At 61.2% G+C, this 15,179-nt stretch carries 14 protein-coding genes; 10 read left to right on the top strand and 4 right to left on the bottom strand.

What is annotated here, in order from left to right:
- The first annotated feature begins 15 nt into the window (after window positions 1-15).
- On the top strand, window positions 16-822 hold the full coding sequence (gene cobF / locus PFU01S_RS07230; RefSeq protein ID WP_042139299.1) for a precorrin-6A synthase (deacetylating): 807 nt from the start codon (window positions 16-18) through the stop codon (window positions 820-822).
- On the opposite strand, the gene PFU01S_RS07225 is transcribed toward cobF, so the two are convergent.
- Entirely contained in the window at window positions 794-1,153 is a 360-nt protein-coding gene (locus tag PFU01S_RS07225) for a response regulator (RefSeq protein ID WP_027914711.1), read from the bottom strand. The two genes, cobF and PFU01S_RS07225, sit on opposite strands and share 29 nt — an antisense overlap.
- Window positions 1,154-1,388: 235 nt before the next feature.
- Here PFU01S_RS07225 and PFU01S_RS07220 point away from each other — a divergent pair, with 235 nt between their 5' ends.
- Genes PFU01S_RS07220 through PFU01S_RS07200 form a run of 5 tightly spaced genes read left to right on the top strand, consistent with a single transcriptional unit; the run spans window position 1,389 to window position 7,886 of the window.
- A complete protein-coding gene (locus PFU01S_RS07220) occupies window positions 1,389-4,853 on the top strand; it encodes a response regulator (RefSeq protein ID WP_028686987.1) in 3,465 nt (1,154 codons plus the stop codon).
- Entirely contained in the window at window positions 4,850-5,671 is an 822-nt protein-coding gene (locus tag PFU01S_RS07215; RefSeq protein ID WP_027914713.1) for a CheR family methyltransferase, read from the top strand. Before PFU01S_RS07220 ends, PFU01S_RS07215 begins: the two co-directional genes overlap by 4 nt.
- Window positions 5,668-6,243: a chemotaxis protein CheB gene (locus PFU01S_RS07210; protein ID WP_027914714.1), complete on the top strand. Its 576-nt coding sequence runs from the start codon at window positions 5,668-5,670 to the stop codon at window positions 6,241-6,243. Before PFU01S_RS07215 ends, PFU01S_RS07210 begins: the two co-directional genes overlap by 4 nt.
- Window positions 6,237-7,463, top strand: coding sequence for a hybrid sensor histidine kinase/response regulator (locus PFU01S_RS07205; RefSeq protein ID WP_028686988.1), 1,227 nt, complete (start codon window positions 6,237-6,239; stop codon window positions 7,461-7,463). Before PFU01S_RS07210 ends, PFU01S_RS07205 begins: the two co-directional genes overlap by 7 nt.
- Window positions 7,464-7,508: 45 nt before the next feature.
- Entirely contained in the window at window positions 7,509-7,886 is a 378-nt protein-coding gene (locus PFU01S_RS07200) for a response regulator (RefSeq protein ID WP_027914716.1), read from the top strand.
- A gap of 81 nt (window positions 7,887-7,967) precedes the next feature.
- Here PFU01S_RS07200 and PFU01S_RS07195 read toward each other — a convergent pair whose 3' ends face one another.
- A complete protein-coding gene (locus tag PFU01S_RS07195; RefSeq protein ID WP_028686989.1) occupies window positions 7,968-8,837 on the bottom strand; it encodes a DMT family transporter in 870 nt (289 codons plus the stop codon).
- 124 nt (window positions 8,838-8,961) lie between these two features.
- Between PFU01S_RS07195 and PFU01S_RS07190 the strand changes: the two genes are divergently transcribed.
- A complete protein-coding gene (locus tag PFU01S_RS07190) occupies window positions 8,962-10,344 on the top strand; it encodes an aminotransferase-like domain-containing protein (RefSeq protein ID WP_027914718.1) in 1,383 nt (460 codons plus the stop codon).
- Between the two features lie 106 nt (window positions 10,345-10,450).
- Window positions 10,451-11,875 (top strand): MBL fold metallo-hydrolase RNA specificity domain-containing protein, encoded by a 1,425-nt coding sequence (locus tag PFU01S_RS07185; protein ID WP_028686990.1) that lies wholly within the window; start codon window positions 10,451-10,453, stop codon window positions 11,873-11,875.
- On the opposite strand, the gene PFU01S_RS07180 is transcribed toward PFU01S_RS07185, so the two are convergent.
- Window positions 11,848-12,759 (bottom strand): LysR family transcriptional regulator, encoded by a 912-nt coding sequence (locus PFU01S_RS07180; protein ID WP_027914720.1) that lies wholly within the window; start codon window positions 12,757-12,759, stop codon window positions 11,848-11,850. The two genes, PFU01S_RS07185 and PFU01S_RS07180, sit on opposite strands and share 28 nt — an antisense overlap.
- A 94-nt stretch (window positions 12,760-12,853) precedes the next feature.
- Between PFU01S_RS07180 and PFU01S_RS07175 the strand changes: the two genes are divergently transcribed.
- Complete coding sequence (locus PFU01S_RS07175) at window positions 12,854-14,023, top strand: MFS transporter (protein WP_027914721.1); 1,170 nt, start codon at window positions 12,854-12,856, stop codon at window positions 14,021-14,023.
- A gap of 32 nt (window positions 14,024-14,055) precedes the next feature.
- On the opposite strand, the gene PFU01S_RS07170 is transcribed toward PFU01S_RS07175, so the two are convergent.
- A complete protein-coding gene (locus tag PFU01S_RS07170; protein ID WP_027914722.1) occupies window positions 14,056-14,679 on the bottom strand; it encodes a glutathione S-transferase family protein in 624 nt (207 codons plus the stop codon).
- 167 nt (window positions 14,680-14,846) lie between these two features.
- Here PFU01S_RS07170 and PFU01S_RS07165 point away from each other — a divergent pair, with 167 nt between their 5' ends.
- Window positions 14,847-15,149 carry a DUF3077 domain-containing protein gene (locus tag PFU01S_RS07165; protein ID WP_027914723.1) on the top strand — a complete coding sequence of 101 codons (303 nt, stop codon included), beginning with the start codon at window positions 14,847-14,849 and terminating at the stop codon, window positions 15,147-15,149.
- The last annotated feature ends 30 nt before the right edge of the window (window positions 15,150-15,179 follow it).

Below are 15,179 nucleotides of genomic sequence, written 5' to 3'. Positions count from 1 at the left end.
GGCACGGGAGGGGAAATGATACAGGTACTGCTGATCGGCATTGGTGCTGGCGATCCTCGTCAGTTGACCTACGAAGCGGTCGAGGCGTTACGCTGCGTAGACGTGTTTTTCGTCATGGACAAAGGTCCCGAGGTCCAGGACCTTCTGGAGGTGCGCAAGGCGATCCTGCAGCGCTACCTACCCGACGACAGCTATCGCATCGTGCAGATTACCGACCCGCGACGCGCCAGGCAGGCTCCAGGGTATGCCGAGTCGGTCGATGTCTGGCACCGTCAGAGGGCCATGGCGTATGCCTCGCTGCTGCAGGCGCAACTGCATCCAGGGCAGACCGGCGCATTTTTACTGTGGGGTGAACCAGGCTTGTACGACAGCACGCTACGTGTGATGGAATTGGTCCGCGAGCAGGGCGTGTCGCTTGCTTTGAAGGTTGTACCAGGAATAAGCAGCATGCAGCTGTTGGCCGCCCGTCACCAGATCGCGCTCACACGTGCCGGTGAGCCGTTGATCGTGCTGCCAGGACGGCGGCTGGCGGATCTCGAACAAGTCGACAATGTTGTGGTGATGCTCGACAGTGCCTGCGTCTTTGCTGAGCTGTCCGATCCGGCGCTCACGATCTTCTGGGGGGCCTACCTGGGAACCGCAGACGAGATGGTGATCGCCGGGCCACTTGACGCGGTCAAGGCACGCATTGTGGAGGCCCGGTCAACTCTACGCAGGCGCAAGGGCTGGATAATGGACATCTACCTGCTGCGCCGTGAAGCACGCCCGACAACGGATTATCAAGCCGAACCAACTACCCCGCTTGATGGGCATCAAGGATAGAGGCCACCTTGTCTCGCAATTGGTCAATGGAGTAAGGCTTGCCAATTCTGTACATGCCTTCAGGCACTTCGACGTTGTCGCCATAGCCACTGGCGAACAGCACAGGAAGCCCTGGACGCAGTGCGCGTGCACGCTTGGCCAGGTCATGGCCATCCATGTCCGGCAAGCCAACATCGGTTATCATGAGTTCGAGCGTTTGGTCAGGATTTTCGAGTACTTTCTGTGCGGTCGTGGCGTCTTGCGCCTCGATCACGTCATATTTCAATTCGTCGAGGACCTCGACCATGAGCATGCGTACGATGTCGTCGTCCTCGACTACCAGAAGGGACATGGTTCAGATCCTGTCTTGTTGAATGTCTTTTGTTCTGTGCGTCGCCAGGGCCCAGAAGTTCCCGAAGAATACCTATCTGATCGATCCGATGGAACGATTGGAGCAGGTATGTTTCAAATGCTGGCTAAATGCCGGGCACGCTGATCAGGGCGTGCGCCAGGCCAGGGGCTGCCCCTTACCATAAGGAAAGATTGACCATGCTGTTCATGGACCTCATTTGCTCGGGCGTTTTCAGATGATACAAGCTGCCTCGATGGATCAACGTAGCTTTCGCAAGCTGTTGAGCCGCAACATCGGCCTGCCCCTGGGGCTCGGCCTGCTCGGTGCCGTGGCGTTCGTCGCCGTTATCAACTACCTGCTGTCTGCCATGCAGTGGGTGGAACATACCGACCAAGTGATCGGTAACGCCAACGAAACGCTCAAGCTCTCGATCGACATGGAAACCGGGATGCGCGGTTTTCTGATCACAGGCGATGAGCGTTTCCTGGACCCGTACGAGGTGGCCAAGCCCAGGATCTTCAACAGCCTGCAAAGCCTGCGAAGCATGGTCGAGGATAATCCCCAGCAGGTCGAGCGCATTGATCGGCTGATCGCGCTGCAGGGCGCGTGGAACGACTTCGGCAGCCAGATGATCGACCTGCGCCGCGCCGAAGGGGGATACCGAGAACTGATCGGTAACGGCCGTGGCAAACGCCTGACCGACGAAATCCGCAAGGAATTCGAGGACCTGATCGGCGCCGAGCAACAGCTGCGCATGACCCGTAACGAGACGGTCAGCACTGTCACCGTCGCGGGCATCATCACGTTCATTGTGTTGCTGGTCGGGCTCAGCGCATTGCTCGCCTACCTCGGACGCCGAGACCTGCTGGCCTTGTCCGACAGCTACACCAAGAACTTGCAGGCCCAGCAGCGCGCTGCAGAGCGACTGGAGCATCAGGCCTGGCTGCGTAACGGCCAGACCCAACTGGCCCAGCAGGTGCTGGGTCAATTGTCCTTGCCCATGCTGGGTGACAAAATCCTGCGGTTCTTCGCTGCCTACCTGGGCAGCGTGGTTGGCGCCGTGTATGTGCGTGATGAACATGGCCGCCTGGTGCGGGTGGCCAGTTATGGGCTCGAAGCCCAGGAACAGGCCCGCGAGCAGGTGCTGGGTGATCATCACGGCTTGCTGGCACAAGCGGTGCGTGAAGAACGGTTGATCCGCCTCGATGCCTTGCCGGAAGACTATTACCGGTTGGCGTCGGGCCTGGGCAAGGGCCTGCCTCGCAGCGGCCTGATCGTGCCGGCCACCGAGGACGGTCAAGTCAACGGTGTCATCGAGCTGGGCCTGCTGCGCCCCTTGCAGGACCGCGACGCGGAGATGCTCGAGCGTGTGGCGGGCAACCTGGGCATGTCCATCGAAAGCGCCCGCTACCGTCAACGCCTGCAGGAAGTGCTGGCCGAAACCCAGCAGCTCAACGAAGAGCTACAGGTCCAGCAGGAAGAGCTGAAAACCGCCAACGAAGAACTCGAAGAGCAGTCCCGGGTGCTCAAGGAGTCCCAGGCTTACCTTGAGACCCAACAGGCGGAGCTTGAGCAGACCAACGAGCAATTGTCCGAGCGCACCGATGCACTGGACCTCAAGAACGAGGAGCTTAGCCGTGCACAGGCCGAGCTTCAGGCTCGTGCCGATGAGCTGCAGCGTTCGAGCAAGTACAAGTCCGAATTCCTTGCCAACATGTCCCATGAGCTGCGCACGCCGCTCAACAGCTCGCTGATCCTGGCCAAGCTGCTTGCCGAGAACGGCGAAGGCAACCTGAGCCAGGAGCAGGTCAAATTCGCCGAGTCCATCTACTCGGCGGGCAATGACCTCCTTAACCTCATCAATGACATTCTGGACATTGCCAAGGTCGAAGCCGGCAAGCTTGAGGTGCGCCCCGAAACGACCCACGTCGAACGGCTGGTCGAGGGCTTGCGTGACATGTTCACGCCACTGGCCTCTCAGAAGGGGCTGGGCTTCGAGGTCACAGCGGCCGAGCACGTGCCGGCTACCCTGTTCACCGATCGCCAGCGCCTGGAACAGATCCTCAAGAACCTGTTGTCCAACGCCATCAAGTTCACCGAGCGGGGTCAGGTCAGCCTGAATATCGGCTACCAGCCCGAGGCCGGCATCGTGTTCGCGGTGCGCGACACCGGGATTGGCATCGCGCCCGATCAGCAGCAAGCCATTTTCGGTGCATTCCACCAGGTCGATGGCACCAGTAACCGCCGCTATGGTGGCACCGGGCTGGGCCTGTCCATCTCCCGCGACCTGGCCCGCCTGTTGGGCGGGCAGATCACCGTACAGAGCACGCCGGGCCAAGGCAGCGTATTCAGCCTGGTACTGCCAGAGCGCCATGATGTCGACGAACAGCCCGTCGCGCCGCTTACCCTACGCCCTGCGGTGACTGCGTTGCCATCGGTCATCCAGCCGCCAGCAGCGGCGGCCAAACCGCCGATCCTGGCCTTCACCGATGACCGCGAGCGGGCGCCGTTCACCAACCGCTGCATTCTGGTCATTGAGGACGAGCCAAACTTTGCCCGTATTCTCTTCGATCTGGCCCATGAACTGGGCTACAGCTGCCTGGTGGCCCATGGCGCCGACGAGGGCTTCGAGCTGGCTGCTCGGTTCCTGCCCGATGCCGTACTGCTGGACATGCGACTGCCGGACCATTCCGGCCTGACCGTACTGCAGCGCCTGAAGGAACAAGCCGAGACGCGGCACATCCCGGTGCATATCATTTCGGTCGAGGACCGCGTCGAAGCGGCCATGCACATGGGCGCAGTCGGTTATGCGGTCAAACCCACCAGCCGCGAAGAGCTCAAGGAAGTCTTCGCGCGCCTGGAAGCCAAGCTGACCCAGAAGCTCAAGCGTATCCTGCTGGTAGAGGACGATGACCTGCAGCGAGAGAGCATTGCCCGGCTGATCGGCGACGAAGACGTCGAGATCACCGCTGTGGGCCTGGCCCAGGAAGCCTTGGCACTGCTGCGCGAAAACGTCTACGACTGCATGATCATCGACCTCAAGCTGCCTGACATGCTCGGTAACGAGTTGCTCAAGCGCATGACGGCTGAAGATATCCGCGCGTTCCCACCTGTGATCGTCTACACAGGTCGTAACCTGACGCGTGAAGAGGAGGCCGACCTGCTCAAGTATTCGCGCTCGATCATCATCAAGGGCGCACGCTCGCCCGAGCGTCTGCTCGATGAGGTCACCCTGTTCCTGCATAAGGTGGAATCGCAGCTGTCCCATGAGCGTCAGCGTATGCTCAAGACGGCGCGAAGCCGCGACAAGGTATTCGAAGGGCGCAAGATCCTGCTGGTGGACGACGATGTGCGCAACATCTTTGCCCTGACCAGTGCCCTGGAGCACAAGGGGGCCATCGTCGAAATCGGCCGCAACGGCCGCGAAGCCATCGAACGCCTCGAACAGCATGAGGATATCGACCTGGTATTGATGGACGTCATGATGCCGGAAATGGATGGGTTCGAAGCGACCCGGCTGATCCGCCAGCAGCCTCGCTGGCGCAAGCTGCCGATCATCGCCGTGACTGCCAAGGCGATGAAGGACGACCAGCACCGCTGCCTGCAGGCCGGCGCCAATGATTACCTGGCAAAGCCCATCGACCTGGACCGCCTGTTCTCGCTGATACGTGTGTGGTTGCCGCAACTGGAGCGAATTTGATTAGCGAACGCAATACCGACATCGAGATCCGCTTGCTCATCGAGGCCATCTACCTCAAGTACAGCTACGATTTCCGCAATTATTCTGGCGCTTCGATCAAGCGCCGGATCCTGCATGCCCTGCGCCAGTTCGACTGCCAGACCGTGTCTGCACTTCAGGAGCGGGTACTGCATGACCCTGGCATGTTCATGCAGTTGTTGCAGTACCTGACGATTCCAGTCAGCGAGATGTTTCGCGACCCTGGCCACTTCCTTGCCCTGCGCAACGAAGTGGTTCCGCTGTTGCGCACATGGCCATCGATAAAGATCTGGATCGCCGGCTGCAGCACAGGCGAGGAGGTGTATTCGATGGCCATCTTGCTGCGCGAGGAGGGTCTGCTGGAGCGCACCATCATCTACGCCACCGACATCAACCCGCACTCGCTGGAAAAAGCCAAGCAAGGCATCTATTCCATGCCAAGCATGCGCGAGTATGAAGAAAACTACAGGTTGGCCGGTGGGCGACGCGACTTCTCCGATTACTACACTGCTGCTTACGGCAACGCCATCATGGACAGCACCTTGCGTGAGCAGGTGACCTTCGCCGATCACAGCCTGGCCACCGACAGTGTGTTCTCGGAAACCCAGCTCGTCTCGTGCCGCAACGTGCTCATCTATTTCGACAAGGTCCTGCAGGACCGCGCCCTGGGCCTGTTCCATGAGTCCCTTTGCCACCGGGGTTTTCTGGTGCTGGGCAGCAAGGAGTCGGTTGATTTCTCGGCCTACAGCCAGCGCTTCGAGCCCTGGGTCAAGCCTGAACGGATCTACCGCAAGTCATGAAGGGCATACAAGCTGTCGTGATCGGCGCCTCGGCGGGCGGTGTGACTGCCTTGTTCAAGGTGCTCGGCGGGTTGCCAGGGGCGTGCAAGGTGCCTGTGGTGTGCCTGTTGCATCTGCCCGAGGACCGGCATAGTCATCTGGCTGAAGTGCTGCAACGTCGCTTGGGCCGACCAGTGCTCGAGGCACGCGACAAGCAGCCTTTGCAAGACGGCGGTATCTTCGTGGCGGGCCCTGGTTACCACCTCTCGGTAGAATGCGACTTCACCCTTTCTCTGAGCCAGGAGCCGGCGCAGCACTTTTCCAGGCCTTCGATCGACTACCTGTTCATGTCGGCAGCCGATGCCTATGGCGCGGCACTGCTGGGTATACTGCTCACTGGCGCAAATGAAGATGGCGCCCAAGGCCTTGCGTACATCAAGAACAGCGGCGGCCGGACCATTGTCCAGGACCCTCGCGATGCACAGGTCGCGCTGATGCCGGAGGCCGCTTTGGCCCTGCATCGTCCCGACCATATTCTTCCTTTGAGTGGTATCGAGCAGTTGCTTGGTACTCTGGAATCCAGCGCATGTTAAGCCAGACCATCGCCAAACTCCTGATCGTCGACGATCTGCCAGAAAATCTCCTGGCCCTCGATGCCCTCATACAGGGTGACGATCGCGAGGTGCATCAAGCCCAGTCCGCCGAAGCGGCGTTGTCACTGCTGCTTGAGCACGAATTCGCCTTGGCCATCCTAGATGTGCAGATGCCTGGCATGAACGGTTTCGAGCTGGCCGAGCTGATGCGCGGTACCGAAAAAACCCGCAACATCCCTATCGTGTTCGTGACCGCGGCTGGGCGCGAAATGAACTATGCCTTCAAGGGCTACGAAAGCGGCGCCGTGGATTTTCTCTACAAACCGCTCGATACCATGGCGGTCAAAAGCAAAGTGTCGGTTTTCGTGGATCTCTACCGACAACGCAAAGTGCTCGACCAGCAACTGCAAGCGCTCGAGCGCAGCCGGCAGGAGCAGGAGGCCTTGCTGGATAAGCTGCAAAGCGCGCGCTGCGAGCTGGAGCACGCCGTGCGGATGCGTGACGATTTCATGTCCATCGTTTCCCATGAGGTGAGAACGCCTTTGAACGGTTTGATCCTGGAAACGCAACTGCGCAAGCTGAACCTGGCCAGGGGCAATCTGGAGGCTTTCAGTGAGGAAAAGCTCAAGGCCATGGTCGAGCGCGACGAGCGTCAGATCAACAGCCTGATACGGCTGATCGAAGACATGCTCGACGTGTCACGCATCCGCACCGGTAAACTCTCACTGCGCCCGAAGCTGTTTGACCTCAGCCAACTGGTACGGGGGCTGGTGGAGAACTTCACGGCGCAAGCGATCGCGCTGGATACCCGAATCGACCTGCACTGTGACGGGTGCCTGGCTGGCGAGTGGGACGAATTTCGCATCGAGCAAGTGCTGGCGAACCTGCTGTCCAACGCCCTGCGCTATGGGGAGCGCAAGCCTGTACACGTACGGGTGTTCGAGCTGGACGGCATGGCATGCGTGCAGGTGCAAGACAATGGCATTGGCATTGGTGCGGCCAACCAGCAGCGTATCTTCCAGCAGTTCGAGCGGGTCTCGAACCACAAGGCGACGGGTGGCCTGGGGCTTGGGCTCTACATCTCCGAGCAGATCGTCCAGGCCCACTGCGGGCGTATTCTGGTCGAAAGCGAGGAGGGCCAAGGTGCCACGTTCACCCTGCAATTGCCGCTTGGCGTGTGCGAACAACAAAACGATCAGGCGCGGGCAACCTCTGCGTGAGCCCGGGGTCTGATGGCAAACTGCAAGAATTTCCAAGGTTTCGATATGAGTGAAGATGCACAAGATGTGGTGCTGGTCGTCGAGGATGAACCGGCTATTCGCATGATTTTGCGGGACTACCTGGCCGGGGAGGGGTACCACGTGCTGGTAGCCGAAGATGGCGAGCAGGCGTTTGCCATCCTGGCCAGCAAGCCGCACCTGGACCTGATGGTGACCGACTTCCGCTTGCCCGGTGGCATCTCAGGCGTGGAAATCGCTGAACCCGCAGTCAAGTTGCGGCCAGACCTGAAGGTGATCTTCATCAGCGGCTATCCAGCGGAGATCCTGGAGTCCGGTAGCCCGATCACCCGCAAGGCGCCCATCCTGGCCAAGCCGTTCGACCTCGACACATTGCATGACAAGATTCAGACCCTGCTGCGCTGACAGCGGCAGGTTAAACCAAAGCGGGTGGCTACTGGTTCAGCAATCAGTTGCCTGGTTCCAGTTCCACCGCAGGGTTGAGCGTCAATGGGCGAACCGCTTGGCCCCGGCAACGCACAGCACCGCACCCACCGTCACCGACACCATGGCCCAGCTCACCTGCTCGTGCAGTAAGACTGCTGCCAAGCCCAGCCCAATGAAGGGCTGTACCAACTGCAATTGGCCGACCGCCGCAATCCCGCCCTGGACGAGCCCGCGATACCAGAACACGAATCCGATGAACATGCTGAACAACGAGACATAACCGAAGCTGAACCAGGCAGAGGCGCCGACTTGCGTCAGGTTCGCCATCGTGGGCATGGTGATGACCGCCAACACCAGCATCGCGGGCAGCGCGAGCAACAACGACCAGCTGATGACCTGCCAGCCGCCCAATGTGCGAGACAGTCGTGCACCTTCTGCATACCCCAATCCGCATACCACGACTGCCGCGACCATCAACCCATCACCCACTATCGAAGCCTGCCCTGCATAGGCCGATGCATAGCCCGCCACCAACCCGGCACCTGCCAACGAAAATGCCCAGAACAACGGTCTGGGACGCTCGCCACCGCGCAGCACGGCAAAGCCGGCGGTGCACAGCGGCAGCAGACCCACAAACACAATGGAGTGGGCTGAGCTGACGTGCTGCAAGGCCAATGCAGTCAATAGCGGAAACCCAACCACGACGCCGAGCGCTGTCACGGCCAGGGATGGCCAATCGCCTCGTCGAGGCTGGGGCTGACGCAGCAAGATCAGGCAACAAGCACCCACCAACGCGGCAATGGTTGCCCTTGCGCAGGTCAGAAAGGTGGGTTCGAACGCTGCCACTGCCACGCGCGTTGCGGGCAAGGAGCCTGCGAAAATGACCACGCCGATAAAACCGTTGATCCAGCCGCTTGCTGTTCTCTGCATCTCGCACTCCTTGTCGTCAATGAAGCCAGTACAACACCGATGTGCGCGCAGATGCCATGTACAATCCAGTACAGTTTGGCGGAACTGTTAGGTATTGATGGGCAGTACAGGTGGGAAGAATCCAGTGAAAGAGCACAGCACGCGCATTGCAAAAGTCATGGCTGAAATCCATGCCCGCATCGCGGCCCGTACCTATTTGCCCGGTGCGCGGATACCTTCAGTACGGGCAATGGCGCAGAGCATGCAGATCTCGGTGTCGACCGTGGTCGAAGCCTACGAACGACTGGTGGCCGGAGGGGTACTCCATGCCCGCCGTGGCGCCGGGTTTTATGTGGCAGGGGGCGCGGCGCCCTTGGTGCTGACCGAGCTGGGACCCAAGCTTGAGCATGAGGTCGATCCACTGTGGATTTCTCGCCAGGCGCTGGAACCCGCTGGCGACCTGTTGAAACCTGGCTGCGGCTGGCTTCCTGCGCACTGGATGTTCGAGGCTGGAGTGCGCAAGGCGCTCCGGGCTACGGCGCGCTCGCAAGCCGAGCAGGTGGTTGAGTACGCATCGCCGCAGGGCCATCGGCCGCTGCGCGATTTTCTGTCGCGGCGACTGGCCGGCTTTGGCATCGACGCACCGGCGGAGCAGGTCATGCTCACAGAGTCCGGCACGCACGCCATCGACCTGATCTGCCGTTTTCTGCTCCAACCTGGTGACACCGTACTGCTCGACGATCCCTGTTATTTCAACTTCCATGCCTTGCTCAGGGCCCACAGTGTCAACATCGTCGGTGTGCGTCAGACCCCTACCGGCCCGGATATCGATGCATTCGGTGCTGCCCTGGCGGCGCATTCGCCACGGCTCTACATCACCAATTCCGGCATTCACAACCCAACAGGTGCCTCCCTGTCACCGGGCACTGCGCACCGGCTGCTCAAGCTCGCTGAGGCCTCGGGCCTGTTGATCGTCGAGGACGACGTTTTCGCCGATTTCGAGCATACGCCAGCGCCCAGGCTCGCAGCCTTCGATGGTCTGGCCCGGGTCATCCAGATTGGCAGTTTCTCCAAGACCGTCTCCGCTTCGGTCAGGTGTGGGTATATCGCCGCACGTCATGACTGGATCCAGAGCCTGGTCGACCTGAAGATCGCCACCACCTTCGGAGGCGGTCGTCTGGCAGCGGACATCGTTCACCATGCGATCACCAGCAGCGGCTACCGCAAGCACATGGAGACCGTGAGGATGCGCCTTGCCATCGAAAGGGACAGAACGGCTGAAAAGCTCAAAGCGCTCGGCATCATTCCCTGGCTGATGCCACAGGCAGGGCTGTACCTGTGGTGCCGTCTGCCGCAGGGCAAGGACGCGGCCGCGTTGGCCAAGGTGTGCTTGAACAATGGCGTGGTGCTGGCGCCTGGGAACGCGTTCAGCCAGTCCCAGACGGCAGGCGATTATGTGCGTTTCAATGTTGCGCAGTCAGCCGACGGGAAAATCTACGAGGTACTGGCGCGGGCTCTGAATGCCTGAGCCTTGCGCCTGGGTAGGCCCGCGAACCCTGACGCCCGAGCTTTTCTGAACCCTCGTCAATCGGGCAGTGCCCAACGTTACTCCAGGCTCAAGCAGGCTAGCCATCATGGACCACCCAGAAATCATTCACCACGGCGCCCGCGAGGGCGTGACCGGCTCCTGCCATCAAGTCTGGATGAAGCAGACGGCCAGCTTGCTGATCGACTGCGGCGCCTTTCAAGGCGAGGACGAAGATCAAGGCGGGGAGGGCTTGGCCCTCGACTTCGCCATCGATGGCGTCAAGGCCCTGATCGTGACGCATGTACACCTGGATCACGTTGGGCGAATCCCTCATCTGCTGGCTGCGGGTTTCGAGGGACCGATCCTGTGTAGCGAACCGTCAGCTCAGTTGTTGCCCATCGTACTCGAAGACGCGTTCCGGCTCGGTATCAGTGACGATCCCGAGCAACTGGAACGCTATCTCAAGGTTGTGGAGCAGCGCACCATCGCCTTGCCCTACGGCAACTGGTTCACGCTTCACGAAACCGAGGCTGCCCACTGCAAGGTCAGGCTGCAACCGGCCGGCCATGTGCTGGGTTCGGCGTATGTGGAACTCGACATGCAAAGGCCAGGCGCCACTGCCCAACGGGTGGTCTTCAGTGGTGATCTGGGGGCGCCGCATTCGCCACTGTTGCCAGACCTGACGCCTCCCGAGCGGGCTGACCTGCTGATTCTGGAAAGCACCTACGGTGACCGTCGGCATACCGACCGGAAGCACCGGCGTGAACGCTTGCAGGCCGTCATCGAGCGCGCGCTGAAAGACCAGGGTACGGTGCTGATCCCTTCTTTCTGCATCGGCCGCACCCAGGACTTGCTCTACGAGCTAGAAGAAATCCTCCACGAGCACGAATTGGCGGGAAACGATCAGGCCAACAGCGGCCCGGAAGTGGATTGGCCACACTTGCCGATTATTCTCGATTCACCGCTGGCTAGCCGCTTCACGCAGGTCTACAAGGGCTTGCAAGGGTATTGGGACGAATCGGCCCAGGACCGTATCAAGGAAGGGCGCAAACCCCTGTCCTTCAAGCAACTGATCACCATCGACAGCCATGAGGAGCACCAACGCATCGTTCAGCACCTGGCCGAAACGGCTCGGCCGGCGATCGTCATCGCGGGCAATGGCATGTGCTCGGGCGGGCGTATCGTCAACTACCTCAAGGCGATGCTAGGTGATGCCCGGCACGATGTGGTCTTCGTCGGTTACCAGGCCCATGGCACACCTGGCCGGGACATCCTGACCCACGGCCCGGAAGGCGGGTACGTCATGCTGGACGGCGAACGCATAGACATTCGTGCCGGGATCGAGCGTGTGGAGGGCTACTCAGCCCATGCCGACCAGGCGGATCTGGTCGGTTTCGTCACGCGAATGCAGGTTTGGCCGTCGCATATTCGCCTGATACACGGAGAGCCTGAGGCCAAGCAGTGCCTGGCCGGCGTTCTGCAAGCGCGCTATCGCGAGAGCGGTCACGAGGGACGTGTGCACATCCCCTGATGGTTAGCGACCAGAAAGTCCACGAACACCCGCACGCGTGCAGGCATGTTCGGTCCACCGGCGAAAACGGCGTGGATGGGCTCCCGGTCACCTGGATTGAAGGCCTCGAACAGTGACACCAGGCGGCCGCTGGCCAGGTCATCGGCGACGGTGAAGGTGCCTATCCGCGCGATGCCTGCGCCCAGCCTGGCCAACTGGGCCAGGGCTTCGCCGCTGCTGCACTCGATGTTGCCGCTTACCTTCAGTGCGAACTCGCGACCGTCACGTACGAACGGCCAGTCCGACGTGGCTCGCCTGAAGTTGAATCGCAGGCAGTTGTGCTTTGCCAGGTCCTCGGGTAGCAAAGGGGTTCCCCACCGGCTCAGATAGTCTGGCGAGGCCACGACCACCTGGCCCGTTTCATCGATTTGCCGAGCATTCAGAGAGCTGTCTGGCAGCGTGCCGAAGCGCACAGCCACATCGGCCTGGCCACCGAGCACATCAACGACTTCGTCACTCAGGGTCAGGTCGACCAATACCTGCGGGTACTGCACGCTGAAAGCCGCCACCAAGGGGACGATGCGCAGTCGGCCGTGCCCAAGTGCAGCGCTGACGCGAACTCGACCACGGGGCACGCCCTGGTCCGTAATGGCCTGCTCCACCTCCTGAAGGTCTGTCAGCACGCGGCGTGCCCCGCGTAGATAAGTCTCGCCTTCGGGTGTGAGGGTAATCGCGCGCGTGGTACGCAGCATCAGCCGTGTTCCAAGACGCTGCTCGGTGCGCGCCAGTATGCGGCTGACGGCAGAGGGTGTCAGGCCCAATGCACGGGCGGCTGCCGACAGGCTGCCTGCTTGCGCCACCTGGGTGAACACCTCCATCTCACCTGATCGTCCTGTCAGATCCATTTGTGCCTCGTACGCAAAGGTGGTTCGCACAATCGCTATCTAGTGCCTTGGTGAAACAGATCGTAGCATTCACGGCACAGATAAGGAGTTAGCCATGCGTATCAATCCACCCCTTGTAGCACTCGCCATGGGCGCGTTCGGTATCGGGGTTACCGAGTTTGCTCCCATGGGCATGCTGCCCAACATTGCCACTGACCTGGGTGTGTCCATTCCGGCCGCTGGTCTGCTGGTCAGCGCCTATGCACTGGGTGTGCTGATCGGCGCCCCGCTCATGACCCTGGCAACCGTACGCGTACCGCGCCGATACCTGCTGATCGGGCTGATGGCCATCTTCACCTTGGGCAACCTTATGTCGGCCCTGGCCAGCGACTACGCCAGCCTGTTGGTCGCACGGGTAGTGACCTCCCTCAACCACGGCGCCTTCTTCGGTATAGGTGCCATCGTCGCGGCCAGCGTGGTGCCCGCCGAGAAACGTGCCGGCGCCGTGGCCGCGATGTTCATGGGCCTGACGCTGGCCACCATCGGCGGTGTCCCCCTGGCAACCTGGTTCGGCGAGTTGCTCGGCTGGCGCACGGCGTTCTGGGGCATAGCCGGGCTCGGCCTGGTGGCGATGACCACGCTGTGGTATGCCTTGCCCAATGTGCCATCGCCCAAGGGCGACGGTGCGCTGGCCGAGATACGCGTGCTGACACGTGGGCCTGTGTTGGCAGCCTTGCTCCTGACCGTGGTGGGCTCCAGCGCGATGTTCACGGTGTTCACCTACATTGCGCCCATCCTGCAAAACGAAGCCGGCGCGTCTACCGCATTCGTCACCTCCATGCTGGTGCTGTTTGGTGTTGGCCTGACCCTGGGTAACGTCTGGGGCGGCAAAGCGGCGGACCGGTCCGTGGATCGAACCCTGATTGTCTCGCTCGCCATATTGATCGCGGTACTGCTGGTGTTCCCACTCGTAATGGGCTCATCCCTGCTTACTGCCGGCGCCATCCTGGTCTGGGGCGCAGCCAGTTTCGCCCTGGTTCCGCCCCTGCAGATGCGCGTGATGGAGGCGGCCAAGGATGCACCCAACCTGGCCTCGGCCGTGAACATCGGTGCTTTCAACCTGGGCAACGCCATCGGCGCTGCATTGGGGGGCGCCGTGATCAATGGCGGCCTCGGTTACTCGGCCATCGCGCTGGCGGGCGCAGGCACCGCAGCGCTGGGCTTGATAATGGTGCTGACGTTCGCCTGGCGTGGTCGTCACCAGGTTACCCAGGTCGCGGCCTGAGGCATGCGCCTTCGCGAAGGCTGTGCTAGCTGTCAAGGCGTGCCGTTACGCCCATGTTCGTGATAGGCCGGGCGCTCGCTCAGGCGCTCGTAATAATCGCGTAGGGCAGGCAGGTGAGGGTGTTCGAGCGGCGTTTCGAACCAGCGGTTGACCGACAGGCCTATGGGAATGTCGGCCAGGGTGAAGTCACGCCCGGCTATATAGGCGCCGGTGCGTGCCAACTGGCGCTCGAGAATGAGCATATTGCGCCCCCAGTCGGCACAGGCGTTGGCCAGGGCATGCGGGTCTTGATGGGCGGGGGAGTGTCTGACCAGCGACAGGAACGCGTAGCGCCAGGATGCGTTCAGGTCCGAAGCCTGCCAGTCGATCCATTGGTCGATCCTGGCCCGAGTACGGGCCTCCCCCGGGTAGAAGGCTGCTGGGCCATAGCAATTGGCCAGGTAGCGAATGATGCTGTTGGACTCCCACAAGGTGAAGTCGCCGTCCTGGATGACCGGCACCATGGCATTGGGGTTGAGCGCCAGAAACGCTTCGCTGTCGGTAGCCTGGAAGCCCGTTCCCCAGTCCTCCCGCACGAATGGGACCTGGAACTCCGCGCACGCCCACAGTACCTTGCGTACGTTGATCGATGAGGCTTTGCCCAGTATGCGCAGCATGTTGACATCCTTGTAGGCGGAGCTTCGATCCTCGGTGACCGACGGCAAACGGTCAAGAGGTAGCGATCGTGTAGGCCCTTTCTGAAATTGCGCGCAGGTACTTGCTGCTCGTTGTGCTCAGGGAAGCACCTGCCTAGTCTCGGCTCTCCAGACAGGGAGCAAACAGCATGGACAATGACATCACCAGACCCCCCCAAGGCCCCACCGTGGTCAACGCAACCCGTCGATTCGCGAGCGCCGGTACCGACCTGGTCCAGATGAAGCCAGCGTTGCCCTTGCGTACTGCCTTAGTGGAAGCATCCGTCATCATGGGTTGCATCACCGAGCTTACCCGCAAGGCCATCGACAAGCCTGCAGACCGCAAGAACGCAATGCTCGCCACCTGCTACCTGGCCGCAATGGCCAAGGCCCTCATCGACGGGCAATTACAGGCGTTGCGCCATGTTCGTGAGGACGATGTCGAACGATAGCGGTCAGGCGCTTGCTTGGGGGCCGCGAAC

Source organism: Pseudomonas fulva NBRC 16637 = DSM 17717 (assembly GCF_000730565.1).
In the GTDB taxonomy this organism is placed as follows: domain Bacteria; phylum Pseudomonadota; class Gammaproteobacteria; order Pseudomonadales; family Pseudomonadaceae; genus Aquipseudomonas; species Aquipseudomonas fulva.
Note: the sequence above shows the minus strand (reverse complement) of the source record. Positions and strands in the feature narration are given on the sequence as shown.